The organism is Streptomyces sp. NBC_00663, assembly GCF_036226885.1.
In the GTDB taxonomy this organism is placed as follows: Bacteria; Actinomycetota; Actinomycetes; order Streptomycetales; family Streptomycetaceae; genus Streptomyces.
This window is the reverse complement of sequence record NZ_CP109027.1, coordinates 6,851,177-6,875,813: the sequence shown is the minus strand read 5'-3', so window position 1 is coordinate 6,875,813 and position 24,637 is coordinate 6,851,177. Positions and strand designations below refer to the sequence as shown.

General features: G+C 69.3%; 19 protein-coding genes. 9 read left to right on the top strand and 10 right to left on the bottom strand.

All coding sequences use genetic code 11. The annotated features are described in order from the left end of the window. Positions 1-3 precede the first annotated feature (3 nt). Both OG866_RS31390 and OG866_RS31385 read right to left on the bottom strand, forming a co-directional pair. Positions 4-1,404, bottom strand: coding sequence for a glycoside hydrolase family 30 protein (locus OG866_RS31390; protein WP_329339904.1), 1,401 nt, complete (start codon positions 1,402-1,404; stop codon positions 4-6). A 92-nt stretch (positions 1,405-1,496) separates the two neighbouring features. Further along, positions 1,497-2,879 carry an alpha-amylase gene (locus OG866_RS31385; protein WP_329339902.1) on the bottom strand — a complete coding sequence of 461 codons (1,383 nt, stop codon included), beginning with the start codon at positions 2,877-2,879 and terminating at the stop codon, positions 1,497-1,499. A 223-nt stretch (positions 2,880-3,102) separates the two neighbouring features. Here OG866_RS31385 and OG866_RS31380 point away from each other — a divergent pair, with 223 nt between their 5' ends. After that, a complete protein-coding gene (locus tag OG866_RS31380) occupies positions 3,103-5,172 on the top strand; it encodes a carbohydrate-binding module family 20 domain-containing protein (protein WP_329339900.1) in 2,070 nt (689 codons plus the stop codon). A 60-nt stretch (positions 5,173-5,232) separates the two neighbouring features. On the opposite strand, the gene OG866_RS31375 is transcribed toward OG866_RS31380, so the two are convergent. From OG866_RS31375 to OG866_RS31355, 5 genes are all read right to left on the bottom strand, one after another. Then, entirely contained in the window at positions 5,233-5,799 is a 567-nt protein-coding gene (locus OG866_RS31375) for a dihydrofolate reductase family protein (protein WP_329339899.1), read from the bottom strand. 162 nt (positions 5,800-5,961) lie between these two features. Then, positions 5,962-7,647 carry a glycoside hydrolase family 13 protein gene (locus tag OG866_RS31370; RefSeq protein WP_329339897.1) on the bottom strand — a complete coding sequence of 562 codons (1,686 nt, stop codon included), beginning with the start codon at positions 7,645-7,647 and terminating at the stop codon, positions 5,962-5,964. Positions 7,648-7,810: 163 nt separating this feature from the next. Next, positions 7,811-8,713: a sugar ABC transporter permease gene (locus OG866_RS31365; protein WP_329339895.1), complete on the bottom strand. Its 903-nt coding sequence runs from the start codon at positions 8,711-8,713 to the stop codon at positions 7,811-7,813. 13 nt (positions 8,714-8,726) lie between these two features. Then, the gene (locus OG866_RS31360) at positions 8,727-9,731 is read right to left on the bottom strand and encodes a carbohydrate ABC transporter permease (RefSeq protein ID WP_329339893.1); all 1,005 of its coding nucleotides are present in this window, start codon (positions 9,729-9,731) and stop codon (positions 8,727-8,729) included. Positions 9,732-9,842: 111 nt separating this feature from the next. Continuing rightward, on the bottom strand, positions 9,843-11,111 hold the full coding sequence (locus tag OG866_RS31355; RefSeq protein WP_329339892.1) for an extracellular solute-binding protein: 1,269 nt from the start codon (positions 11,109-11,111) through the stop codon (positions 9,843-9,845). Positions 11,112-11,525: 414 nt separating this feature from the next. On the opposite strand from OG866_RS31355, the gene OG866_RS31350 reads away from it, so the two are divergent. Both OG866_RS31350 and OG866_RS31345 read left to right on the top strand, forming a co-directional pair. Continuing rightward, complete coding sequence (locus OG866_RS31350; protein WP_329339890.1) at positions 11,526-12,572, top strand: LacI family DNA-binding transcriptional regulator; 1,047 nt, start codon at positions 11,526-11,528, stop codon at positions 12,570-12,572. A 131-nt stretch (positions 12,573-12,703) separates the two neighbouring features. Continuing rightward, entirely contained in the window at positions 12,704-13,564 is an 861-nt protein-coding gene (locus tag OG866_RS31345) for a phosphatase PAP2 family protein (protein ID WP_329339888.1), read from the top strand. Here OG866_RS31345 and OG866_RS31340 read toward each other — a convergent pair. After that, positions 13,527-14,417, bottom strand: coding sequence for a LysR family transcriptional regulator (locus OG866_RS31340; RefSeq protein WP_329339886.1), 891 nt, complete (start codon positions 14,415-14,417; stop codon positions 13,527-13,529). The genes OG866_RS31345 and OG866_RS31340 overlap by 38 nt on opposite strands. Positions 14,418-14,488: 71 nt before the next feature. On the opposite strand from OG866_RS31340, the gene OG866_RS31335 reads away from it, so the two are divergent. Next, positions 14,489-15,400 (top strand): DMT family transporter, encoded by a 912-nt coding sequence (locus tag OG866_RS31335; protein WP_329339884.1) that lies wholly within the window; start codon positions 14,489-14,491, stop codon positions 15,398-15,400. Here OG866_RS31335 and OG866_RS31330 read toward each other — a convergent pair. After that, complete coding sequence (locus OG866_RS31330) at positions 15,397-18,375, bottom strand: bifunctional [glutamine synthetase] adenylyltransferase/[glutamine synthetase]-adenylyl-L-tyrosine phosphorylase (protein WP_329339883.1); 2,979 nt, start codon at positions 18,373-18,375, stop codon at positions 15,397-15,399. The two genes, OG866_RS31335 and OG866_RS31330, sit on opposite strands and share 4 nt — an antisense overlap. A gap of 103 nt (positions 18,376-18,478) precedes the next feature. Between OG866_RS31330 and OG866_RS31325 the strand changes: the two genes are divergently transcribed. Beyond that, entirely contained in the window at positions 18,479-18,988 is a 510-nt protein-coding gene (locus OG866_RS31325; RefSeq protein ID WP_329339881.1) for a pyridoxamine 5'-phosphate oxidase family protein, read from the top strand. A 24-nt stretch (positions 18,989-19,012) separates the two neighbouring features. Next, positions 19,013-19,456 carry a VOC family protein gene (locus OG866_RS31320; RefSeq protein WP_329339879.1) on the top strand — a complete coding sequence of 148 codons (444 nt, stop codon included), beginning with the start codon at positions 19,013-19,015 and terminating at the stop codon, positions 19,454-19,456. A 60-nt stretch (positions 19,457-19,516) separates the two neighbouring features. On the opposite strand, the gene OG866_RS31315 is transcribed toward OG866_RS31320, so the two are convergent. Next, positions 19,517-20,878, bottom strand: a complete 1,362-nt coding sequence (locus OG866_RS31315) for a glutamine synthetase family protein (RefSeq protein WP_266830106.1) — start codon at positions 20,876-20,878, stop codon at positions 19,517-19,519. Between the two features lie 348 nt (positions 20,879-21,226). Here OG866_RS31315 and OG866_RS31310 point away from each other — a divergent pair, with 348 nt between their 5' ends. From OG866_RS31310 to OG866_RS31300, 3 genes are all read left to right on the top strand, one after another. Continuing rightward, positions 21,227-21,886 carry a DUF3105 domain-containing protein gene (locus OG866_RS31310; RefSeq protein WP_329339875.1) on the top strand — a complete coding sequence of 220 codons (660 nt, stop codon included), beginning with the start codon at positions 21,227-21,229 and terminating at the stop codon, positions 21,884-21,886. Beyond that, positions 21,883-22,503: a DUF305 domain-containing protein gene (locus OG866_RS31305; RefSeq protein WP_329339873.1), complete on the top strand. Its 621-nt coding sequence runs from the start codon at positions 21,883-21,885 to the stop codon at positions 22,501-22,503. Before OG866_RS31310 ends, OG866_RS31305 begins: the two co-directional genes overlap by 4 nt. Before the next feature lie 223 nt (positions 22,504-22,726). Next, positions 22,727-24,634, top strand: a complete 1,908-nt coding sequence (locus OG866_RS31300; RefSeq protein ID WP_329339872.1) for a S53 family peptidase — start codon at positions 22,727-22,729, stop codon at positions 24,632-24,634. The last annotated feature ends 3 nt before the right edge of the window (positions 24,635-24,637 follow it).

Below are 24,637 nucleotides of genomic sequence, written 5' to 3'. Positions count from 1 at the left end.
CCGTCATCGCCTGACGGTGTAGGTGACGAGCGAGCGGGCCGGCACCGTAGCGGTCAGCGCTCCCCCGCGCACGGGCACGGCCGTCTGCCGGGCCATGCTGTTCGAGCCGTTGGTGACGTACGGGGTGGCGGTCCCGGCCGTGATCCCGGTGTTCCGCAGGCTGTACGACACCTGCTGGTCGCTCGTGCCCCCGTTGAGGGCGACGACGGTGAGCGTGCCGTCGGTGTTGCGGAACGCCGACAGCTTGAGGTTCGCGTCGGGGGTCGTGGCGCCTATGCGGGTGGCGCCCGGCCGGATGAACCGGCTGTACCCGGCGAGTGCCCACAGCCGCTTCGACACGTGGTAGTTCTCGCCGTCCATCTGGATCAGCCCGCGCGTGGCCCCGACCGAGGCGCCGTACCAGTAGACGTATCCACTGGTGTTGCCCTTGGTGAGCGCGTCATGGACGGCGGAGGCCACGGTGAAGCCGTCGTAGCCGCTGCCGTCGTCCCAGTTCTCGTTCCAGGTGGTGCCGTTGGGCGACCACTCCGACATCCAGCTCCGCTTCTGCGTCGGCAGCGGACCGTCGACGGCGCTGGCGTAGGTGTGCCCGGTGTGGGTGGAGACGTAGTTCCGGGCGGCCGGGTCTGCCTCGATGGCGCTCGTGTACGCCTTCTGCTGGGTCCAGCCGAAGGAATCGCAGCAGGCCACCTTGTACCCGGCCGCGTTCGCGACCGGCCCGAGGACCTTCACGAACTCCGTCGCCTGGGCCGGGGTGAGCCGCATGGAGTCGTACGTCGCCGTCCAGTCGGGTTCGTTGGTGAACCCGAGATCGGTGATCCGGACGCCCTCCTGGCCGTAGAACCTCGCCCACTGGACCAGGAAGTCCGCGTACGCCCTGCGCCAGTCGCCGCTCGCGCAGTCGGCGCCCGAAAGGCCGCACAGGGTACCGCCGTTGGCGTCCGTGCCGTTGGTCTTCATATAGCCCGGTGCGGTCCAGGCGTCGGCGTAGAAGCGGTTGACGCCGTACGCCTTGGCCTCCTTGGCGAGCCACACCTGGCCCTTGTCGACGCCGTCCCAGACGTAGGCGGGCGTCGCGTTCGGCCCGCCGGGGTCGGTCGGCTGGATGCCGGAGTCGATGCCCAGGCGCAGGATGCTGAGCCCCGCGCCGGTGGTGCGGCTGAGGAGCAGGTCGAGGAGTTCGCGCTGTTTGGCGGCCGGTAAGCCCTGCGAGCCGTGCATGATCTCGGCCCGCCCGAAGTGCTCGGAGAAGCCGAAGCCGTCGATGGGCTGGTGGACGGCCGAGCCGTCGACGGTGGCCGTGGTGGTGGCGGCCGTCGTCGGCGGGTGGGCCGCGCTGGTGCTTCCGACCGCCAGTAGGGCCGCCAGGGACGTCACCGTCCAGGTACTGAGTCTGCCGCGCATCTCGCCATCCCTTCATGGGAGCGCTCCCATTGACACCGGAGAACGTAGGACGACACTCCATGAGCGTCAATCCCACGTTCCCCAGGGGATGTTCAGCAGCTGGACTTGCCGCTGTAGATCGCGAGGGCGGTGTTGGCGCCGAGGGTGGCGGTGAACTGTCCGCTTGAGTTCACGGTCACCGTCGTGTTGTTCTGCACATCGCAGTACGTGCCCGCGGCGAGGGACGTCTGGTAGGTGCGGCTCAGGCTGCTCGACTCGTGGTTGATGGCCACATAGCCCTTGCTGCCGCGCCCGAAGGCGATCGCGTCGCCGCCGTTGTCCCACCAGTTGGTGACGGCCTCACCACGCACGGTGTTGCGGAAGGCGACCATGCGGAGGATCTCCGGCCAGGCGTGCTGGCACTTCCAGCCGTCCTGCCAACAGGCGCTCACAGAGCCGTTGTTGGGCGGCCCCGCGTCCGTGTCGGACCACTCGTAGCCGGAGTTGATGTCCGGGGCGCCGTACGGGTAGGCGAGCATGAAGACGTTGGCGAGGGTGTAGTTCGCCCCGTCCTTGTAGTTCAGTGTGGAGCCGTTGCGCTCGGTGTCGTGGTTGTCGACGAAGACGCCCGCGACGGAGCTGCTCATATAGCCCCAGCCCTCGCCGTAGTTCTTCAGGTAGGCGAGGTTCTCGTTGTTGAAGACGCGCTTGAGGTCGTAGGCGTAGCGGAACTCCTGCACATCCCCGTTGCCCGTGTACTCGGTGGGCTGGACGGCCTCGCCGCTGCCGTAGATGACCTCCTGCTTCCAGTACACGGAGGTGTTGGACAGGCGCGACTTGATGTTGGCGAGATCGGCGGCCGGGATGTGCTTGGCCGCGTCGATGCGGAAGCCGTCGACGCCGTAGCCGAGCAGGGTGTTCATATAGCCGGCGATGGTGGCGCGGACGTACTCCTCACCCGTGTCCAGGTCGGCGAGGCCGACGAGTTCGCAGTTCTGGACGTTGCTGCGGTTGGTGTAGTCGCTGATGGTCGACGTGCAGTCGTCCATGTCGGCGGAGGAGTACAGGCCCGGGTAGTTGTACTTGGTGTACGACGACCCGCCGGTGCCGGTGCCGCTGCCCGCGGACATGTGGTTGACGACGGTGTCGGCGACGACCTTCACCCCGGCCGCGTGACACGTGGCGACCATGCTCTTGAAGGCGGTGGCGTCACCGAGGCGACCGGCGATCTTGTAGCTGACGGGCTGGTACGACGTCCACCACTGCGAGCCCTGGATGTGCTCGGCGGGCGGGGAGACCTGGACATAGCCGTACCCGGCGGGGCCGAGGGTGTTGGTGCACTCCTTGGCGACCGAGGCGAAGTTCCACTCGAACAGGACGGCGGTCACGTCCTTGGTGCCCGGCGGGGAGGCGGCGGCGGGAGTGGCGGGGGCGATGAGGGCCGCGGCTGCGGCGAGCGCGGTGAGGGACGCGCCGGCTGACCATCTCGATATCACGTGGGGGCTCCTTGCGTGACGGCCGGGCCTCCTTGCCCGGCGCCGGCGTGAACGTACCCCTGACGAAAGGTTTACAGCAAGAGGCTTGAAACTCACAGCAAGAACTTTCACCCACTCTCTTGACGTGCCCTTCTCAACTGCCGCACTCTCACGACTTGTTGAACCCCTGACCTCTGATCGACATCAGCCGCTTCCCCCTCTTCTCCCCCTCCCGGAGCCGCACATGACCTTCCGACCGGGTGCGCTGAGTCGCACCACGAGAGCCATGGCGGTGGGCGCCCTGGCCCTCGCCGGTGTGACCGCCCTGCCCGCCGCGACCGCCCACGCCGACGCCACCACCTCGGGCGATGTCATCGCCAACCTGTGGGAATGGAACTGGGACTCGGTCGCCGCCGAGTGCACCGACGTCCTCGGTCCGAACGGCTACGGGGCCGTCCAGGTGGCCCCGCCCGCCGAGTCCCTCAAGCAGTCCTCGTACTACTGGTGGGACGTCTACCAGCCGTACTCCTACAGCCTCAACAGCCGCTTCGGCACGGCCGCCGAGTTCGCCTCGATGGTGAGCACCTGCCACGCCGCCGGCATCAAGGTGTATACGGACGCGGTGATCAACCACACCGCCGCGCAGACCGGCACCGGCTACAACGGCACGACGATCACCAACAAGTACGACACCCCCGACTGGAACGCGGGTGACTACCACCAGTCGGACGACTGCTCCGACTCCGACCTCATCATCGACGACTGGTCGAACCTCACCGAGGTCCAGAACTGCGAACTCCTCGGTCTGCCCGACCTGGAGACGGAGGAGGACAGCGTCCGCAGCGGTATCGCGGGCTTCCTCAACAAGCAGCTCGCCCTCGGCGTCGACGGCTTCCGTGTCGACGCGGCCAAGCACATCCCGACCGCCGACCTCCAGGCGATCGAGGCCAAGCTGACCGACACGACCTCGGGCACGGACCCGTACGTCTTCCAGGAGATCTACCCGGGTTCCACCCCGGCGGCCTCCGACTACTACTCCTCCGGTGACGTTCTCGACTTCACCTACGCCGGCAAGCTGAAGTCGGCGTTCCAGGGGAACGTCTCCGACCTGGCCTCGCTCTCCTCCTCCGGCATCCTCACCCCCGCCAACTCGGTGTCCTTCGTGACGAACCACGACACCGAGCGCAACGGCCTGCACATGTCCTACAAGGACGGTGACAGTTACAAGCTGGCCAACATCTTCCAGCTGGCCTACAAGTGGTCGACCCCGACCATCTACGCCGGCTGGGAGTTCACCCAGAGCGACCAGGCCCCGCCGAACTCCTCCGGCTTCGTCACCGACACCAACTGCTCCAGCGGCTGGTACTGCCTCGACCGGGACACCGCCGTCACCGGCATGGTGAAGTGGCACAACGCGGTGGGCACGGAGGCCGTGGCCAACTGGTCGACCAAGTCGTCGAGCGTGATCGGCTTCAGCCGCGGCACGGCGGGCTACATCGCGATCAACAACGGTTCCTCGGCGGCGACCTACACCTTCGCGACGGGGATGGCCGACGGCACGTACGCGAACGTCATCGACAACGGCGCGACGACGGTGACGGTGTCCGGGGGCAGTGCCTCCCTCACCATCCCGGCGAAGGGTGCGATCGCCTTCTACAACGGTTCGTTCACCCCCTGCACGAGCTGCGGCGACTCGGGCGGCGGCGATGACGGCTCGACGTCGACGGTGACGGCGACGTTCAACGAGTACGCGTCGACGGCGAGCGGCACCAACGTCTACGTCGTCGGCTCGATCCCGGCCCTCGGCTCCTGGGACACCGCGAAGGCCGTCCAGCTCTCGTCGACCGGGTACCCGATCTGGTCGGGTGCGGTGAGCATCCCGATCAACACGTCGTTCGAGTACAAGTACATCAAGAAGGACAGTTCCGGCAATGTGACCTGGGAGTCCAACGCCAACCGCACGGCGGCCACGACGACTTCGGCCGTCGGCTTCAACACCGCGTGGAACGTGGCGACCGCGAGCGCCACGGACGTGACCTTCAACGTGACGGCCACGACCACCCTGGGCACCAACGTCTACGTCGTCGGCTCCCTCGCCTCCCTCGGCTCCTGGAACACGGCCGACGCCATCCCGCTGTCGTCGGCGTCGTACCCGACGTGGAGCAAGCTGGCCATCGTGCCGAAGAGCACGAGCTTCGAGTACAAGTACCTCAAGAAGGACAGCGCCGGGAACGTGACCTGGGAGTCCGGCACCAACCGCGCGTACACCACGGGCAGCTCGTCGGGCTACTCCGCGAGCGACACCTGGAAGTGACGCCGTTCCGAACCGAGGGGGCCGCTCGATCCACGAGCGGCCTCTTCCGGCTGTCCGCGTTCAGCGCTGACTGGCAGGCCGGCCCGGAAGCGCGCCGCGGCTGCCCTCGCAGGCGTAGACGATCTCCACCGAGCCGCCGGGCAGGGCCCGTTGGCTCCGCAGGGTCAGCCCGGTCTCGGGGTCCAGCGCGGGAGTCAGCCGCGTACCGCCGCCGAACAGCAGGGGCAGGACGACGAGTTCGAGGCGGTCCAGGGCACCCAGGGCGTGGAAGGTCGCGATGGTGCGGGGGCCGCCGACGAGATGGACATCGCCGCCCTTGTTGGCCGCGCGGATCCTCTCCAGCAGCCGCGCCGGATCGCTGTCGGTGGTGACATGGTCCGGGGTGCCCTCGGGGCGGTGCGAGCCGAGGACGAAGACGTCGAGGTCGGGCCAGGGCCAGCGGGTGTTGTTCAGCGCCGGTTCGAAGGTGGTGCGGCCCATGAGCGCGGCCTCGCAGTCCGCGAGGAACTCCCGGATGCCGTGGCTCTCGCCGGAGACGAACGCGGGGTCGGCGGTCAGGGCGGGCCAGCCGTTCGGGGTGGTCACATAGCCGTCGGCACTCATGCTGAGGCGGGCGCGGATCCGCATGGTCTCTCCTCGGGACGGTGGGCGCCGGTCGCCCTTCCACCCAAGCGTCGATCGCGGGGCGCGCCGATCGACACGCCGCCGGAGAATTCTCCGCTCACCCGGGAAAACCATCGGGCCCCCGCTGCCCGAAGGCGGCGAGGGCCCGGTGCGGGCGGGCCCGGGTCAGGCCGTCGTCCACCACGCCGTGGTGTCCGCCGGGATCTTCGCGTCGCCGTCGACCTCGGCGATCTCACCGCTCGCGAGCAGGAGACGGCCGTACGCCGGACTCGTCACCGACTCGCCGGTGGTGTTCGCGACACAGACGAACTCGCCGCGGCGGAAGGCCAGTACGCCCTCCGGCGCCCGCAGCCACTCGACCGACTCGCCGGCGCCCAGGTCGGGCTCGGCGCGGCGGGTGGCGAGGGCCGTGCGGTAGAGCTCCAGGGTGGAGCCCGGGGCGCCCGTCTGGGCCTCCACGCTCAGCTCGGCCCATTCCGCGGGCTGCGGGAGCCAGCTGCCGCCCGTGCCGAAGCCGTACGACGAGCCCTCGCGGGTCCAGGGGATCGGGACGCGGCAGCCGTCGCGGAAGCCGTCCTGGCCGGCGCCGCGGAAGTAGGCCGGGTCCTGGCGGACCTCGTCGGGCAGGTCGACGACGTCGGGGAGGCCGAGCTCCTCGCCCTGGTAGATGTACGCCGAGCCGGGGAGCGCCAGCATGAGGAGGGTGGCCGCGCGGGCGCGGCGCAGGCCCAGGGCGCGGTCGCCGGCCGTGCGGATCTGGGTGCCGAGGCCCGCCGGGTTCGCGAAGCGGGTGGCGTGGCGGGTGACGTCGTGGTTGGAGAGGACCCAGGTGGCGGGGGCGCCGACCGGGCGCATCGCCTCCAGGGTGCGGTCGATGACCTGGCGGAGTTCCTCGGCGTCCCAATGGGTGCCCAGGTACTGGAAGTTGAAGGCCTGGTGCAGTTCGTCGGGGCGGACGTAGTTCGCGGTGCGCTCGACCGTGGGGGTCCAGGCCTCGGCGACGAAGATGCGCTCGCCCGCGTACTCGTCGAGGATGAGCCGCCACTGGCGGTACACCTCGTGCACCCCGTCCTGGTCGAAGAACGGCATGACATCGTTGCCCAGCAGCTTCAGCTGGTCGTGGTCCCCGAGGTCCGGCAGGCCCTCCGCCTTGACCAGGCCGTGGGCCACGTCGATGCGGAAGCCGTCGACGCCCATGTCCAGCCAGAAGCGCAGGATGGAGCGGAACTCGTCGCCGACCGCGGGGTGTTCCCAGTTGAAGTCGGGCTGCTCGGGGGCGAAGAGGTGGAGGTACCACTCGCCGGGGGAGCCGTCCGGTTCGGTGACCCGGGTCCACGCCGGGCCGCCGAAGATGGACTCCCAGTCGTTGGGCGGGAGTTCGCCGTTCTCACCCTTGCCGGGGCGGAAGTGGTAGCGGTCGCGGAGGGAGGACCCCGGGCCCTCGCGCAGGGCGCGCTTGAACCACTCGTGCTGGTCGGAGGAGTGGTTGGGGACCAGGTCGACGATGATCCTGAGGTCCAGCTCGTGCGCGTCACGGATCAGCGCGTCCGCGTCCAGCAGGTTGCCGAACATGGGGTCGACGGCACGGTAGTCGGCGACGTCGTAGCCGGCGTCGGCCTGTGGGGAGGCGTAGAAGGGGCTGAGCCACACGGCGTCGATGCCGAGGTCGCGCAGGTACGGCAGTCGGGAGCGGATGCCCTCCAGGTCGCCCATGCCGTCGCCGTTGCTGTCGGCGAAGCTGCGCGGATAGACCTGGTAGATCACCGCGTCCCGCCACCAGTCGCGGCGCTGGGCGACGGTGGCGACGGCGGAGTTCGGGGCCGGGTCGGCGGCGGAGTGCTGCTGGCTCATGGCGTCCTTGATACGTAACGGAGTCATCTGGGCAGGAGGTTGCAGAGGGGGGCAGAAGGGGGGCGCACGGGAGCGTGCTGGTGACGAGGCGGCCGCGGTGACAGCGGGGTCGGATGGACACCGCGACCGCCTCGGGTCTGTGGGGCGACGCCCCGGCCGGCGGTCAGCCCTTCGTGCCGCCCGCGGTGAGGCCGGTGACCAGGTTCTTCTGGACGAAGTAGAAGAACGCGGCGACCGGTATGGCGATGAGCACCGCGGTGGCGGCCATCAGGTTGCGCTGGGCGTCGTGTTCGCTGACGAAGGTCTGGAGGCCGACGGCGAAGGTGTACTTGTCGTCGGAGAGCATGAACGTGGAGGCGAACGCGACCTCGCCGAAGGCGGTGAGGAAGCTGTAGAAGGCGGCGACGGCCAGGCCCGGCTTGGCGAGCGGCAGGATCAGCCGCGCGAACGTGCCGAACGGGGTGAGTCCGTCGACGCGTCCCGCCTCGTCGATCTCGAACGGGATGGTGTCGAAGTAGCCCTTCATCAGCCAGGCGCAGTACGGCACGGTGGTGGTGCAGTAGACCAGGACGAGGCCGAGGTAGCTGTCGACGAGCTGGAGGTCCGAGAGGATCTGGTACATCGGCACCATGAGGACGGCCACCGGGAACATCTGGGTGACCAGCAGGACCCACATGAACTTCTTGTACCCGGGGAAGCGCATCCGCGAGACGGCGTACCCGGTGGTGGCGGACATGATCACGCCGATGAACGTGGTGCCCAGGGTGACGATCAGCGTGGTTTGCAGCCAGTCGAAGAATTTCGTGTGCTGGAGCACGAACGTGTAGTTGTCGAACGTCATCTTGGACCAGATGCCGCCGGGGTGGAGGTAGTCGTCGCTGTCCGGGCCGAGGGACAGATAGACCAGCCAGGCCACGGGGAACAGGGCGACGATGCTCGCGACGATCAGGATGCCGTGGGAGACGAGGGAGGTGCCGAGGCCGCGCCGGCGCGGCTTGTGCGGAGTGCCGGCGGCCTGGTCCTGCCCGGTCTTCTCGACGGAGGTCGGGGCGGTGGTCGTACTCATGGGAGCTCCTGCCTCAGATCGCGAGCTGCTGGTCATTGCGGTTCAGCCAGCGTCGGTAAAAGGAGGTGAAGACGATCAGGATGGCCAGCAGCAGGATGCCGTAGGCGGCCGACTGGGCGAAGTCACGCGGCTGTTGTCCGAAGCCGAGGTAGTAGGCCCAGGTCACGAGGATCTGGGCGTCGGGCGCGGTGTCGCCGAACAGCAGGAAGATGATGGCGAACTGGTTGAAGGTCCAGATGACGCCGAGGAGTACGACGGTGGAGCTGACGGACCTCAGGCCCGGCAGGGTGACGTACCGGAACTTCTGCCAGGCGGTGGCGCCGTCCATCTCGGCGGCCTCGTAGAGGGAGCTGTCGATGGACTGCAAGCCGCCGAGGAGCGACAGCATCATGAAGGGGACACCGCACCAGGTGTTGACCATGATCGCGGCGAACCGCTGCCAGAAGGTGTCCTCCAGCCACAGCGGGGCGGGCAGATGGAGGAAGTCCAGGAAGGAGTTGATGATCCCGCCGTCGGCGAGCATGAACCGCCAGCCGAAGACGGTGACGAAGGTCGGCACGGCCCAGGGCAGGATCAGGATCATGCGGTACAGCGTCCGGCCGCGCAGTTTCTGGTTGAGCAGCAGCGCGAGACCGAGGCCGAGGCAGTAGTGCAGGGTGACGCAGAGCCCGGTCCACACGACGGTCCAGATGAAGTGCGACCAGAAGCGGTCGTACGCCGTCGGGCCCCACAGGATGTCGGCGTAGTTGTCCAGGCCGATGAACTGGTAGGTGGCGTCGATGTGGTTGACGCCGATGGTGCGGGCCGTGTTGAGGCTGTTGGCGTCGGTGAGGGTGAGATAGAGGCCGTACACCAGGGGGTACAGCACGAGGACGCCGAGCACGACGACCACGGGGGCGATCATGGCGTAGGCGTACCAGTGCTTCTGGTAGCTGTGCTTGAGGCGCTGTCCCAGGCCGGGCCGGGGCGCGCGGTCACCGCGGCGCTTGCCGGTCGCGCGGTCGATGGCGACTGTCATGGTTCGACGACCTTCGTGAAGTCCTGTGGTTCCAAAAGGGGTACGGCTCTCAGGCCGATGGCCGCCGGATCCCTCCCCCCGTGATCGGGAGATCCGGCGGCCTGTCGGGGCTTACTTGCTGAAGTCCGGCACCAGCTTGGCGATGGCGGTCTCGGCGTTGCTCAGGCCCTTGTCGAGGGATTCCTTGCCACCGGCGATCTTCGGCAGCTCGGTGTCCAGCGGACCCCACAGGGAGCTGTACTCGGGCAGGGCCGGGCGCGGCTGGGCGGCGGCGAGGACCGTCTGGTAGCCGGCGATGCCCGGGTCGGCCTTGACCTCGGTGGTGTAGGCGTCGTCGCGGGTCGGCAGCGTGGAGTTCTTCAGCGCGATGGTCGCCTGTGACTTCGCGGAGGTCATGAAGTTCACGAACTTCAGGGCCGCCTTCTGGTGCGCGGCGTCGGAGCCGGCGTAGACCGAGAGGTTGTGGCCGCCGGTCGGGGCGCCCGCCTTGCCGGTGGAGCCGGCCGGGACGGTGGCGATGCCGAGGTTGTTCTTGTCCTTGAACGCGGCGCCCTTGTAGAAGTTGGTGATCTCCCACGGGCCCTGGATGATCGCGGCGACCTTGCCGTTGACGAACGCGTCCTGGATGTGGGCGTAGGCGTCGGCGGTGGTGTCGGCCTTGTGCAGGCCCTTGCCGGAGAAGAGGCTCTGCCAGGTGCCGTACGCCTTCTGCGCGGCGGCGGAGTTCACCGTGATCTTCTTGGCGTCGGCGTCGACGGTGTCGGTGCCCTCGCCGTAGAGGAAGGACTGGGCGTAGTAGGCCTGGGTGGAGCCCCAGTAGCCGTCGACGCCGGTCTTGCTCTTGATGGTGGCGGCGGCGGCCTTCAGGTCGTCCCAGGTCTTGGGGGCCGCGACGCCGGCCTTGTCGAAGAGCTCCTTGTTGTAGACCAGGGCGAGGGTGTCGGTGACCAGCGGCACGCCGTAGGTCTTGCCCTCGTACTTGGCCTGCTCCAGGAGGTTGGACTTGAACTTGCTCTGGTCCGCGAGGGCCTCGGTGCCGTCGAGGGGCAGGAGGTAGCTCTTCTTGGCGAAGGCGGGGGTCCAGCCGACTTCGGCGCGGAGCACGTCCGGGGCGCCCTTGGAGCCGGCGGCGGTGTCGAACTTGTTCTGCGCCTGGTCGAAGGGGACGTTGACGTACTTGACCTTGACGTCCTTGTTGGACGCCTCGAACTCCTTGATCAGAGCCTTGTAGGTCGGCGCCTCATTGGTGGCGTTGGAGGTGTCCCACCAGGTGATGGTGACCGGACCGCTGGATTCGCTGTCGCCGTCGTCTCCGCCGCAGGCCGTCGCCGCGAGGGCGAGGGACGCCACCAGCGCGGTGGCCGCTATGCCACGCCGCATGAGTTCTCCTTGAGGGTGAAAGCCCGTGTGGTGCAGGGTCGCGGTCCCGCCCGCTTCCCTGCGTGATGCAGGGTCGGCCCCGTCTGCCGTCCCTGCTGTGGTGCCGACTGCGCCGTTGCGGCGGCCGGGCGACGTGAACGTAACAGCCGTGTAAGCGTTGCGAAAGACCTTGCAGCAAAAAAGTGCAAGACGTCTCGTAAGTTATCCGGGCGTGACCTCTCGGCTACCGCCGTGAGACGCTTGTTTCCAGGGGTGGAGCGGCGGAGAGCGCGCTGTGCAAGACTCTGCAAGCTCTTGCCATCACATTCACGAGGGAGCGCGATGACCCAGCAGCTCGGACCGGGACGGTCAACAGGTCGCCCGCGGCGTCCGATTGGTGTGCAAGGGGAGGGACGGCCGGTACAGTCCAATCCTGTGACCACACGGCTTGCCGACATCGCTGCTCAAGCGGGGGTCAGCGAAGCGACCGTCAGCCGCGTCCTCAACGGGAAGCCGGGCGTCGCCGCGACCACTCGCCAGACCGTGCTGGCCGCCCTGGACGTGCTCGGGTACGAGCGTCCGGTGCGGCTGCGCCAGCGTAGTGAGGGCCTGGTGGGCCTGATAACGCCGGAGCTGGAGAACCCGATATTCCCGGCGCTGGCCCAGGTGATCGGCCAGGCGCTGACCCGGCAGGGCTACACCCCGGTCCTCGCCACCCAGACCCCCGGCGGCTCCACCGAGGACGAGCTCACGGAGATGCTCGTCGACCGGGGCGTGGCCGGCATCATCTTCGTCTCCGGACTGCACGCGGACACCTCCGCCGACATGCAGCGCTACGAGCAGCTGCGCGGCCAGGGCGTGCCGTTCGTGCTCGTGGACGGTTTCTCGCCGAAGGTGCAGGCGCCGTTCATCTCCCCCGACGACCGTGCGGCGATGACGCTGGCGGTCACGCATCTCGCCTCGCTCGGTCACGCGCGGATCGGTCTGGCGGTCGGCCCGAAGCGGTTCGTGCCGGTGCAGCGCAAGATCGAGGGCTTTGTGCGGGCGATGCAGGACCAGCTGGGTCTGTCCGCGGAGTCCGTGGAGTCGGACATGGTCCAGCACTCGCTGTACACCCTGGAGGGCGGTCAGGCCGCCGCCGCCGCGTTGATCGGCCGTGGCTGTACGGCGGTCGTGTGCGCGAGCGACATGATGGCGCTGGGTGCGATACGCGCCGCCCGGCAGCTCGGCCTCGAAGTGCCGCGGGACATCTCGGTGGTGGGCTTCGACGACTCCCCGCTGATCGCGTTCACCGACCCGCCGCTGACGACGGTCCGCAAGCCGGTTCCGGCGATGGGCCAGGCCGCGGTGCGGACGTTGCTGGAGGAGATCGGCGGGACGCCCGCTCCGCACAGTGAGTTCGTGTTCATGCCGGAGCTGGTGGTGCGTGGTTCGACGGCTTCGGCGCCTGTTGCGTCCCGTACGGAGCGGGCTCGTTCCTGAGGCGGAGAAACCGGGCTTTCGGGACCTGCGCGGGGAGGAGACGAGGGCCTCGTCCCGCCGTAGAACATGCGTCCTGAACCCGACCGGGGGATGATCTGGGGGCAAGGGCTTTTCTGGCAGACTCTGTGTCCATGGGTGATTCGACCGTGACGACACTGGAAGGCCGCGAAGAGGCCGTTCCGCAGCCCGTCGCGGACGGTTCGGACAGAGGCTTCCTTCGCCGCCTGCGCACCCCGCGCCGCCCCCGGCTGTGGTTCGAGATCCTGCTGATCGCGGTGAGTTACTGGACCTACTCACTGATCCGCAACGCGGTCCCGGAACAGCGAGCCGAGGCGCTGCGCAACGCCGACTGGATCTGGCGGGTCGAGCACGACCTGGGGATCGCGGTCGAGGAGTCGGTCAACCACACCGTGAACTCGGTGACTTGGCTGATCGTGGGCATGAACTACTACTACGCGACGCTGCACTTCGTGGTGACGCTGGGTGTCCTGGTGTGGCTCTTCCGCTGTCACCCCGGCCGCTACGCGGCGACGCGCATGGTCCTCTTCGCCACGACGGGCGTGGCCCTCGTCGGTTACTACCTGTATCCGCTGGCCCCGCCCCGGCTGATGAACGGCGGCGACTTCGTCGACACCGTCATGGTCCACCAGACCTGGGGTTCGATGGCCTCGGGCGACCTGAAGAACATGTCGAACCAGTACGCCGCGATGCCGTCCATGCACATCGGCTGGTCCCTGTGGTGCGGCCTGACGATCTTCGCGCTGGCGTCGGTGCCATGGGTGCGGGTCCTCGGCCTCCTCTACCCGGTGGCCACCCTGGTCGTCATCGTCGCGACGGCCAACCACTTCTGGCTGGACGCGGTGGGCGGCATCCTGTGCCTGGCCTTCGGCTTCACGGTGGCGCGGCTCTGGTACGGGGCCCTGCCGCACCGCCTCCCCCAGCTGGTCCCGCCGGTCAGCCGACCCCGGCCGCGGACCGCATCGCCGCGATGAACGCCCGCAGCGCGGGCTGCGGCGGGGCCGTCTCGCGTACGGCCGCGTAGATCGTGCGCGAGGGCTCCGGGCCGCGCAGCTCTCGTACGACCACTCCCGGCCGGACCCCGACCCCCAGGCCCAGCCTCGGGATCAGGCTCACCCCCAGGCCCGCCGCGACGAATCCCTGCGCGGTGACGTAGTCCTCGCTCTCGACGACGAACCGCGGCCGGAACCCGGCCGCCGCGCAGGCGGCGAGCTGGGCGTCGAGGCAGGGGCCGGGCCACTCACTGCCGACCCAGGGTTCCTCCGCGAGGTCGGACAGCGTCGGCTCGGGGGCGTCCGCCAGCCGGTGTCCCTCCGGCAGCACCGCCAGATACGGGTCGTCGAGGAGATGCAGGAGCCGCACCCCTTCGTGCCCCGTGGGCCCCACGACGAGCGCCAGATCCGCCCGCCCCTCCCGCACCTCCGGCAGCGGGTCCTCGGGGTCGATGAGTTTGAGGTCGATCTGCACGCCGGGGTGTTCCGTGCGCAGCCGTGCCACCGCGGGGGCCACGAGTGACGCCCCCGCCGTCGCGAAGTACCGCACCGCCAGCCGGCCCGTGCGCCCCGCGAGCAGATCCGCCAGGGCCGTCTCCGCCTCGGCGACCTGACGGCTGATGGTGTCCGCGTATCCGGTCAGCAGCAGCCCGGCGGCCGTCGGCCGCACCCCCCGCCCGACCCGCTCCAGCAGCTCGGTCCGCGCCTCCTTCTCCAGCGCGGCGATCTGCTGGCTCACTGCGGACGGCGTGTACCCGAGGGCCGCCGCCGCCCCCGTCACCGACCCGCTGCTCACCACGGCCCGCAGCACCTGCATCCGACGCACATCCAGCATGTAGCACAGCTTAACAACACATCAAGAACTCTTCACTTGTCCTCACGCGTCGTCTCCCCGACCGTAGAGGCATGTCTCCCGCCTCCACGCTCCGCATGGCCGCCCTCGCCCTCCTGTGGGGCTCGGGGTTCCTCTGGATCAAGCTCGCCCTCAACCACGGCCTCTCCCCCGCGCAGATCACCATCACCCGCTGCGCCCTCGGCACGGCCGTACTGTTCGCGCTGGCCCGTACGGCAGGCCAGCGCCTGCCCCGCTCCCGTGCCACCTGGGGCCATCTGACGGTGGCCGCGCTGTTCTGCAACGCGATCCCGTTCGCGCTGTTCGCGGTGGGTGAGCAGAGCCTGGACTCGGGCGTCGCGGGAGTCCTGAACGCCACGACCCCCCTGTGGTCCCTGCTGATCGGCGTCCTCCTCGGCACCGACCGCGCCCTGCACCCCCTACGCCTGACCGGCCTGCTCCTCGGCTTCGCCGGTACGGTCCTGATCTTCGCGCCCTGGCACCACTCGGGCCTGCTGAGCTGGAGCGCCCTGGCCCTGCTGGGGGCGGCGGCGAGCTACGCGGTGGCGTTCGCGTACATGGCCCGCAAGCTGACCGACAAGCGGGCGCCGATGGCGATGTCGGCGGCACAGCTGCTGATGGCGACGGGGTGGACGACGCTGTCGGTCCCGCTGGCGGGTCCGGTGGACACGGACCTGGTGGGGCTGGGCGCGGTCACGGCACTGGGCGTCCTGGGCACGGGGGTCACGTTCTACCTCAACTACCGCCTGATAGCGGACGAGGGCCCGACGACAGCGGCGACGGTGGGCTATTTGCTGCCGGTGGTGTCGGTCGCGCTGGGCGCACTGCTGCTCGATGAGCAGGTAGGGCTGAGGGTGCTGACAGGCATGGCAGTGGTTTTGGTCGGCGTCGCCATGACGCGCCCCAAAGGGGCGCGGGGAACTGCGCGAGCAACCACGACGGAGCCGCAGCCGGCGAAGGTCTAAGCCCCGTAGAACAACGTCTCCACCACACTCCGCGCCCGCCGCGCCGTACGCCGATACGCATCCAGCATGTCGCCCGCATGCCCGGGCCCGTACCCCAAATACCGCCCCACGGCAGCCAGTTCACGCGCCTCGGTCGGGAACGTGTCCCCCGCCCGCCCCCGCACCAGCATCACGGCGTTACGCACCCGAGTGGCCAACACCCAAGCCTCATCCAGGATCTCGGCATCCTCACCCGAGATGAGCCCGGCAGAGCAAGCCGCCGCAAGAGCCTCCCGCGTCCGCGTAGTACGCAACCCCGGTTCAGCCCACCCATGCTGCAACTGAAGCAACTGCACAGTCCACTCGACGTCGGACAGACCCCCCGGCCCGAGCTTCGTGTGCAGCTTCGGGTCCGCGCCGCGAGGCATCCGCTCCGACTCCATCCGCGCCTTCAGCCGCCGGATCTCCCGTACGGCGTCCTCCCCGAGCCCCTCCGCCGGGTACCGCAGCGGATCGATCAGCTCGATGAAGCGCTGCCCCAGATCCTCGTCACCGGCGACGACTTCGGCCCGCAGCAGCGCCTGCGACTCCCAGACCAGGGACCAGCGGCGGTAATACGCCTCGTACGACTTCAACGTCCGTACCAGCGGCCCGGACTTGCCCTCCGGGCGCAGGTCCGCGTCGATGAGCAGCGGCGGGTCGGCACTCGGGATCTGGAGGAGCCGGCGCATCTCGGAGACGACCTTGTTGGCGGCCTCGGAGGCGGACTGCTCGGGGACACCGTTACGCGGCTCGTGGACGAACAGGACGTCGGCGTCGGAGCCGTAGCCCAGTTCGTGGCCGCCGAAGCGGCCCATGCCGATGACGGCGAACCGGGTCGGCAGGGTGTCGCCCCAGGTGTCGCGGACGACCGCGCGCAGCGTGCCCGCGAGGGTGGCCGCGTTGAGGTCGGAGACGGCGCCGCCGACCCGGTCGACGAGGGCGCCCTGGTCGGCCTCGACGGGCTGGGTCTCGGTGCCGTAGGAGCCGATGATGTCGGCGGCGGCCGTGCGGAACAGCTCGCGGCGGCGCACGCCACGGGCCGCGGTGACCGCCTTCTCGGCGGTGTCCGCGCGGCTGACCGCGGCGAGGACCTCCGGTTCCAGGGAGGCCCGGTCGCGGGGCGCGAGCCCTTCCTCGTCGCCGAGGAGCGCGACCGCCTCGGGGGCACGCATGAGCAGGTCGGGGGCGAGGCGGCCGGCGGACAGGACCCGGGCGAGGTTCTCGGCGGCGGCGCCCTCGTCGCGGAGCAGCCGCAGATACCAGGGGGTCTTGCCCAACGCGTCCGAGACCTTGCGGAAGTTGAGCAGACCGGCGTCCGGGTCGGCGGAGTCGGCGAACCAACCCAGCAGGACGGGCAGGAGAGTTCGCTGGATCGCGGCCTTGCGGGTGACGCCGGAGGCGAGGGCCTCCAGGTGACGCAGGGCGGACGCCGGGTCGGCGTAGCCGAGGGCGACGAGCCGCTCGCGGGCGGCTTCGGGGCTCAACCGCGCCTCGCCGGGGGCGAGTTGGGCCACCGCGTCCAGCAGTGGCCGGTAGAAGAGCTTCTCGTGCAGGCGCCGTACGACGCTGGTGTGCCGCTTCCATTCGCGGTTGAGCTCGGCGACCGGGTCGGTGCGCAGGCCGAGGGAGCGGCCGATGCGGCGCAGGTCGGCCTCGTCCTCGGGGACGAGATGGGTGCGGCGCAGCCGGAACAGCTGGATGCGGTGCTCCATGGAGCGCAGGAAGCGGTAGGCGTCGTCGAGCTGGACGGTGTCGTCGCGGCCGACGTAGCCGCCGGCGGCGAGGGCCTGGAGGGCGTCGAGGGTGGTGCCGCTGCGCAGCGAGGCGTCGGCGCGGCCGTGCACCAACTGGAGCAGCTGCACGGCGAATTCGACGTCGCGGAGCCCGCCGGGCCCGAGCTTCAGCTCCCGCTCGACCTCGGCGACGGGGATGTTCTCGACGACCCGGCGGCGCATCTTCTGCACGTCGGCGACGAAGTTCTCGCGCTCGGCGGCCTTCCAGACGAGGGGTTCGAGGGCGGCGATGTACTCCTCGCCCAGCTCGATGTCCCCCGCGACCGGCCGGGCTTTCAGTAGCGCCTGGAACTCCCAGGTCTTGGCCCAGCGTTGGTAGTAGGCGAGGTGGGAGGCGAGCGTTCGCACGAGCGGGCCGTTGCGGCCCTCGGGCCGCAGGTTGGCGTCGACGGGCCAGATGGAGCCCTCGACGGTGGTCTCGGAGCAGACCCGCATCAGGTGCGAGGCGAGCTGGGTGGCGGCGCGCAGGGCCTTGGCCTCGTCGGCCCCGTCGACCGCCTCCCCCACGAAGATCACATCCACGTCGGAGACGTAATTGAGTTCGTGGCCACCGCACTTGCCCATCGCGACGACCGCGAGCCGGCACAGCGCGGCGTCCTCCGGGGCGGCGGCGCGGGCGATGGCGAGGGCGGCGCGCAGGGTCGCGGTGGCGAGGTCGGCGAGCTCGGCGGCGGTCTCGGCGACGTCGGTGGTGCCGCACACGTCACGGGCGGCGATGGAGAGCAGGCAGCGGCGGTAGGCGACGCGCAGGGAGACGGGGTCGGTGGCCTCGGCGAGCCCGCGTTCGAACTCCTCGACGCCGGGGTGCAGGTCGCGCGGCTCGTACATGGCGAGCGCGCGCCAGTCGCCGGCGTGCCGGGCGAGGTGCTCACCGAGCGCGGCGGAGGCGCCGAGCACCCCCAGCAGCCGGTCGCGCAGCGGCTTGGCGGCTATGACCGTGTCGAGCAGTTCCCGGTCCGTCTGCGCCTCCAGGAGCCGGACCAGACCGTGCAGCGCGAGATCGGGATCGGCGGTGGCCCCGAGGGCCTCCAGGAGCACCGGGTCATTGCGTACGCCGCTCAGCTCCGGCCCGTCGAGGAGCCGCTCGGCGGCGGAGGGATCGGTGAACCCGTGCCGCAGCAGCCGCGAAAAGGTACTGCTCCTGCGCCCCGGCGCCGTCATCCCCGGCCCTCCCGTCGGATATCTGATCTACCGCGATCGAGCCTAACCGCAGAGCCTGCGGGAAGCGCCGATGAGTTCCCGGCCGGGACGGGGTCTGCCCTGTATGACTCACGACGAACCACAGACCCGGCTGGACGAGCGCTACAGCGAGCCGACCGCCACGGCGACCCCCTGGTCACAGGCCTCCGCGCTGCTGGAGTCGGCCGAACTGTTCTGGATCTCGACGGTACGGCCGGACGGGCGCCCGCATGTGACCCCGCTGCCGGCGGTCTGGTCGCGGGACGCCCTGCATTTCTGCACGGGTCCCGAGGAGCGCAAGGCCCTGAACCTCGCGGCGAACCCGCAGGTCGTGCTGACGACCGGGACGAACACCTGGAACAAGGGGTACGACCTGGTCGTGGAGGGCGAGGCGGTACGGGTCACCGACGACGGCCGGCTGCGTGCGCTGGCGGCCGGGTGGGAGGCGAAGTACGGCGAGTTCTGGCACTTCGAGGTCCGGGAGGGGTGTTTCCACCACGGCGGGGGAAGCGCTCTGGTCTTCTCAGTAGCGCCGCGCACGGTTTTCGGCTTCGGTAAGGGGGAGCCGTTCAGCCAGACGCGGTGGCGGTTCTGATGACGTAGACAAGGGAGTCACGCCATGGACATGAGCCTCGAGGTGATCCTGATGCCGGTCTCCGACGTGGACCGGGCCAAGGAGTTCTACCGGGACAAGGTCGGTTTCCACGTGGATCTCGACGGCGAGGTGATGCCGGGCGTCCGGATCGTCCAGCTGACCCCGCCGGGCTCGGGCTGTTCGATCGCGCTCGTCGACGGCCTCCAGATCCCCACGGGCACCCCGCAGCCGGGCACGTACCACGGCATGCAGCTGTGTGTGACGGACGCGAAGGCGGCGTACGAGGAGCTGACCGCCCGCGGCCTGGACGTCACCGAGCCGCAGTCCTTCGGCCCCCAGGACGGCGCCACGTTCATGTACTTCAAGGACCCGGACGGCAACGGCTGGGCCATCCAGGAGTACCGGCGCCGGGAGGCCGAGCCCCTGCACAAGGTGCTGGCCGACCTCGCCGGGCAGCGGGGCCAGTGACGTGAGAACGCCGAGGGGCCGGTGGCACACGGCCACCGGCCCCTGTTCGGCGTCCGCTTGCTACAGCACCGGCAGGTTCTTCCGCAGCTCGAAGGCGGTGACCTCGGAGCGGTACTCCTCCCACTCCTGGCGCTTGTTGCGCAGGAAGAAGTCGAAGACGTGCTCGCCCAGGGTCTCGGCGACCAGGTCGCTGCGTTCCATCAGGGTCAGGGCCTCGCCGAGGTTCTGCGGGAGGGGTTCGATGCCCATCGCGCGGCGCTCGGCGTCGGAGAGGGCCCAGACGTCGTCCTCGGCGCCGGGCGGGAGCTCGTAGCCCTCCTCGATGCCCTTGAGGCCGGCCGCCAGGAGGACGGCGTAGGCCAGGTAGGGGTTGGCGCCGGAGTCGATCGAGCGGACCTCGATACGGGCGGAGCCGGTCTTGCCGGGCTTGTACATCGGGACGCGGACCAGGGCGCTGCGGTTGTTGTGGCCCCAGCAGATGTACGAGGGGGCCTCGCCGCCGGCGCCCGCCGTGCGCTCCGAGCCGCCCCAGATGCGCTTGTAGGAGTTGACCCACTGGTTGGTGACCGCCGAGATCTCCGCGGAGTGCTTGAGCAGGCCCGCGATGAAGGAGCGGCCGACCTTGGAGAGCTGGTACTCCGAGCCCGACTCGTAGAACGCGTTCCGGTCGCCCTCGAAGAGGGAGAGGTGGGTGTGCATGCCCGAGCCCGGGTGCTCCGAGAACGGCTTCGGCATGAACGTCGCCTGGACGCCCTGCTCCAGCGCCACCTGCTTCATGACCAGGCGGAACGTCATGATGTTGTCCGCCGTGGAGAGCGCGTCGGCATAGCGGAGGTCGATCTCCTGCTGGCCGGGGGCGCCCTCGTGGTGGGAGAACTCGACCGAGATGCCCATCGACTCCAGCATGGTGATCGCCTGGCGGCGGAAGTCCATGCCGATGTTCTGCGGGGTGTGGTCGAAGTAGCCGGAGTTGTCGGCCGGGGTCGGGCGCGTGCCGTCCAGCGGCTTGTCCTTCAGGAGGAAGAACTCGATCTCCGGGTGGGTGTAGAAGGTGAAACCCAGGTCGGAGGTGCGGGCCAGGGCGCGCTTGAGCACATAGCGCGGGTCCGCGAAGGACGGGGAGCCGTCCGGCATCAGGATGTCGCAGAACATCCGGGCCGTACCGGGGGCCTCCGCGCGCCAGGGGAGGATCTGGAACGTCGAGGGGTCCGGCTTGGCGATCATGTCGGACTCGTAGACCCGGGCGAAGCCCTCGATCGCCGAGCCGTCGAAGCCGATGCCCTCGTCGAAGGCCTGTTCCAGTTCGGCCGGGGCCACGGCGACGGACTTGAGGAAGCCCAGCACGTCCGTGAACCACAGGCGTACGAACCGGATGTCGCGCTCCTCCAACGTCCGGAGCACGAACTCCTGCTGCTTGTCCATCTTCCGCTTCCCCATCCTTGCTGGTCAGGCCGCCTGCCTCGGTCCCGCGAGAGACGGTCGGGCACCTGAGCATCCCACCACAACACCATTTCATCCGTGTTGCGGACCATGATCGGCAGGCCGACGCCCGGTTGAACGCCTCACGTCCGACAGGTGTACTGTTCTGCGCCCATCTTGCCTGCTCGGACGCGCGGAAGTAATGCCGGGCGTGCCGCAACCTGTGGGGCCCGGGGCGCGAGCGGAACCCGATCTTCGGCCATTCCTGTGCCCGCCCTACGAGAGACCCGGTCCTCCCTATTACGATCAGCGGACCCGATCGGCCCCCTTTCCCCAGAAGGACACAACCCCATGGGCTCCGCCAAGAAGAAGGAATCCGCCGCACGGCAGGCGCGCATAGCCGAGATGCGGCGGGCCGAGCAGGCTCGCGAGCGCCGCAACCGGCTGCTCACGATCGGGGCGAGCGTGGCGGTCGTGGCCGCTCTCGTCGTCGGCGCCGTCGTGCTCGTGCAGTCGCAGGACGACGACAGCACCGCGTCCGACTCGAAGACCCCGGGGCACTGGACCATGGGCAAGGACGGCGTGAAGACGTGGTCGGCGAAGCTGAGCCAGACCCATGTCACCAAGACGGTGAAGTACCCGATGACGCCCCCGGCCGGCGGTGACCACAACGCGGTCTGGCAGAACTGCAACGGCGATGTATACACCAAGGCGCTCGACAACATGAACGCCGTGCACTCGCTGGAGCACGGCGCGGTCTGGGTGACGTACACCAGCAAGGCCAAGAAGGCCGACGTGGAGGCGCTCGCGGCGAAGGTGAAGGCGACGCCGTACACGCTGATGAGCCCGTACGAGGACCAGGCGGACCCGATCATGCTGACGGCGTGGGGCCACCAGCGCACGGTGACGAGCGCGAGCGACCCGAACGTCGCGAAGTTCTTCGAGAAGTACGTCCAGGGCGAGCAGACGCCCGAGAAGGGCGCGGTGTGCACGGGCGGTAAGGCGCAGTGAGGCAGGTCGGCTGGATCGCGGGGACCGCGGCGGCGGTGCTCGTCGCGGCCGGCGCGGTCACCTACGCGGTCGCCGACGGCGACGACTCCACGGCCACGCCCACCGCCGACTCCGCGGACGCGGGCTTCGCGCGGGACATGGCGGTGCACCACCAGCAGGCGGTGGAGATGTCGTTCATCGTGCGCGACCGCACCAAGAACGAGGACGTGCGCCGGCTCGCGTTCGACATCGCGCAGACCCAGGCCAACCAGCGCGGCATGCTGCTGGGCTGGCTGGATCTGTGGGAGCTGCCGAAGGTGTCCTCCGACCCGCCGATGACCTGGATGGACATGGGCGGCATGGCCGACGGCAAGGACGGCGCGCTGATGCCGGGCATGGCGACCAACACCGAGCTGAAAGAACTGGGGAAGCTCAGCGGCAAGCAGGCCGAGATCCTCTATCTCCAGCTGATGACCGAGCACCACAAGGGCGGCATCCACATGGCCGAGGGCTGTGTCGCGCGCTGCACGGTGAAGGTGGAGAAGGACATCGCGCAGGGCATGGTCAACGCGCAGGAGTCCGAGATCGATCTGATGACGGACATGCTCAAGGAGCGTGGCGCGAAACCGCGTTCCTAGGGATCCGCGGCCGTCCATAGAGGGTTTCCCCTCGGTCCTCATAGCGCGTTAACCCTCAAATGGCCTTGTCATTAGGTTAATTGGGCTCTTCTTGGGATTCGTATTCCCCTGGCATGAACGGTTCGTCGAAAGAGTGGCCCCCGGCGAGTGATCCACTCGCGACGAACCGCATACAGGGGGTTCCATGAGATCCAATCGCGCCAGAACGCGCGCCGGAGTGAGCATGGCAGCGACACTGCCCATGATCGCCGGCGCGCTCGCGCTCGGTATACCCGCGGCGCACGCCTCGGACTCCCCGGCCCGTGACACGCTGACCGGAACCAAGCCCGCGTGGGCCACGACCAAGGCCGACAAGGGTGCCACCGCCGACAGTTCGCGGGTCTCGGCCCGGGTCTATCTGGCGGGCCGGGACGCGGCCGGCCTCGCCGCGTACGCGAAGTCCGTGTCCGACCCGTCCTCGGCGTCGTACGGCAAGTACCTGAGCGCCGGCCAGGCGCAGTCCCGCTTCGGCGCGACGAAGGCTCAGGTCGCCGCCGTGAGGTCCTGGCTGACCTCGGCCGGCCTGAAGGTCACCGGGGTTTCGCAGCACTACGTCTCCGTCACCGGTGACGTGGCCGCCGCCGAGAAGGCGTTCGGCACCCAGCTGCACAACTACGCCAAGGGCTCGAAGACTTACCGCGCGCCGTCGAAGACCGCGTCCGCGCCGGAGAGCCTGAACGGTGCCGTCCTGACCGTCACCGGCCTGGACAACGCCCCGCACAAGGCGGACCACGACGAGCAACTGCCGGGCCCCGGAGCCGTGTTCAAGAACTCCGGCCCGTTCTCGTCGTACTACGGCTCCAACATCGCGAGCACGCTGCCCGACGCGTACGGCACGAAGATCCCGTACGCCGTGCAGGGGTACACCGGCAAGCAGCTGCGTGCCGCCTACGGGGCGGGCAAGTACACAGGCAAGGGGGTGCGCGTCGCCATCACGGACGCGTTCGCCTCCCCGACCATCGCCTACGACGCGGCCACCTACGCGAAGAAGCACGGCGACGCGGCCTACACCACGGGCCAGTTGAAGCAGGTCCTGCCCAAGAACTACACCCACACCGGCGCCGACGAGTGCGACGCCTCCGGCTGGTACGGCGAGGAGACCCTCGACGTCGAGGCCGTGCACGCGGTCGCGCCGGACGCGCAGATCACGTACGTGGGTGCCGCGTCCTGCTACGACGACGATCTGCTGGACTCGCTCAGCAAGATCGTCGACAACCACCTCGCCGACATCGTCTCCAACTCCTGGGGCGACATCGAGGCCAACCAGACGCCGGATCTCGCGGCCGCCTACGACCAGGTCTTCCAGTTCGGCGCGGTCGAGGGCATCGGCTTCTACTTCTCCTCCGGCGACAACGGCGACGAGGTCGCCAACACCGGTACGAAGCAGGTCGACACCCCGGCCAACTCGGCGTGGGTGACGGCGGTCGGCGGTACCTCGCTGGCCGTCGGCAAGGGCGACAAGTACCTGTGGGAGACCGGCTGGGGCACCGAGAAGGCCACGCTGTCCACGGACGGCAAGAGCTGGACGAACTTCCCCGGCGCGTTCACCTCCGGTGCGGGCGGCGGCACCAGCAAGACGGTCGCCGAGCCCTTCTACCAGAAGGGTGTCGTCCCGGACGCGCTGGCGAAGGCCAACAACGCGGCCGGTAACCGGGTGGTCCCGGACATCTCCGCGATCGCCGACCCCAACACCGGTTTCAAGGTCGGGCAGACGCAGACCTTCCCGGACGGCTCGGAGAAGTACAGCGAGTACCGCATCGGCGGCACGTCGCTGGCCTCCCCGGTCATCGCGGCCGTGCAGGCGCTCGCGCAGGAGGCCCGCGGCGGCAAGGCGATCGGCTTCGCCAACCCGTCGATCTACGCCAAGTACGGGTCGAAGGTCTACCACGACGTCACCGACAACCCGACGAAGTCGGGGCTCGCGGTGGCCCGCGTCGACTTCGTGAACGGGTACGACGCGACGGACGGTCTGGCGACGTCGGTGCGGTCGCTGGGCAAGGACAGCTCGCTGGTCGCGGTGAAGGGGTACGACCCTGTCACCGGCGTGGGCACGCCCACGAACGGCTACGTGGAGTCGTACAAGCGCCGCTAGCGG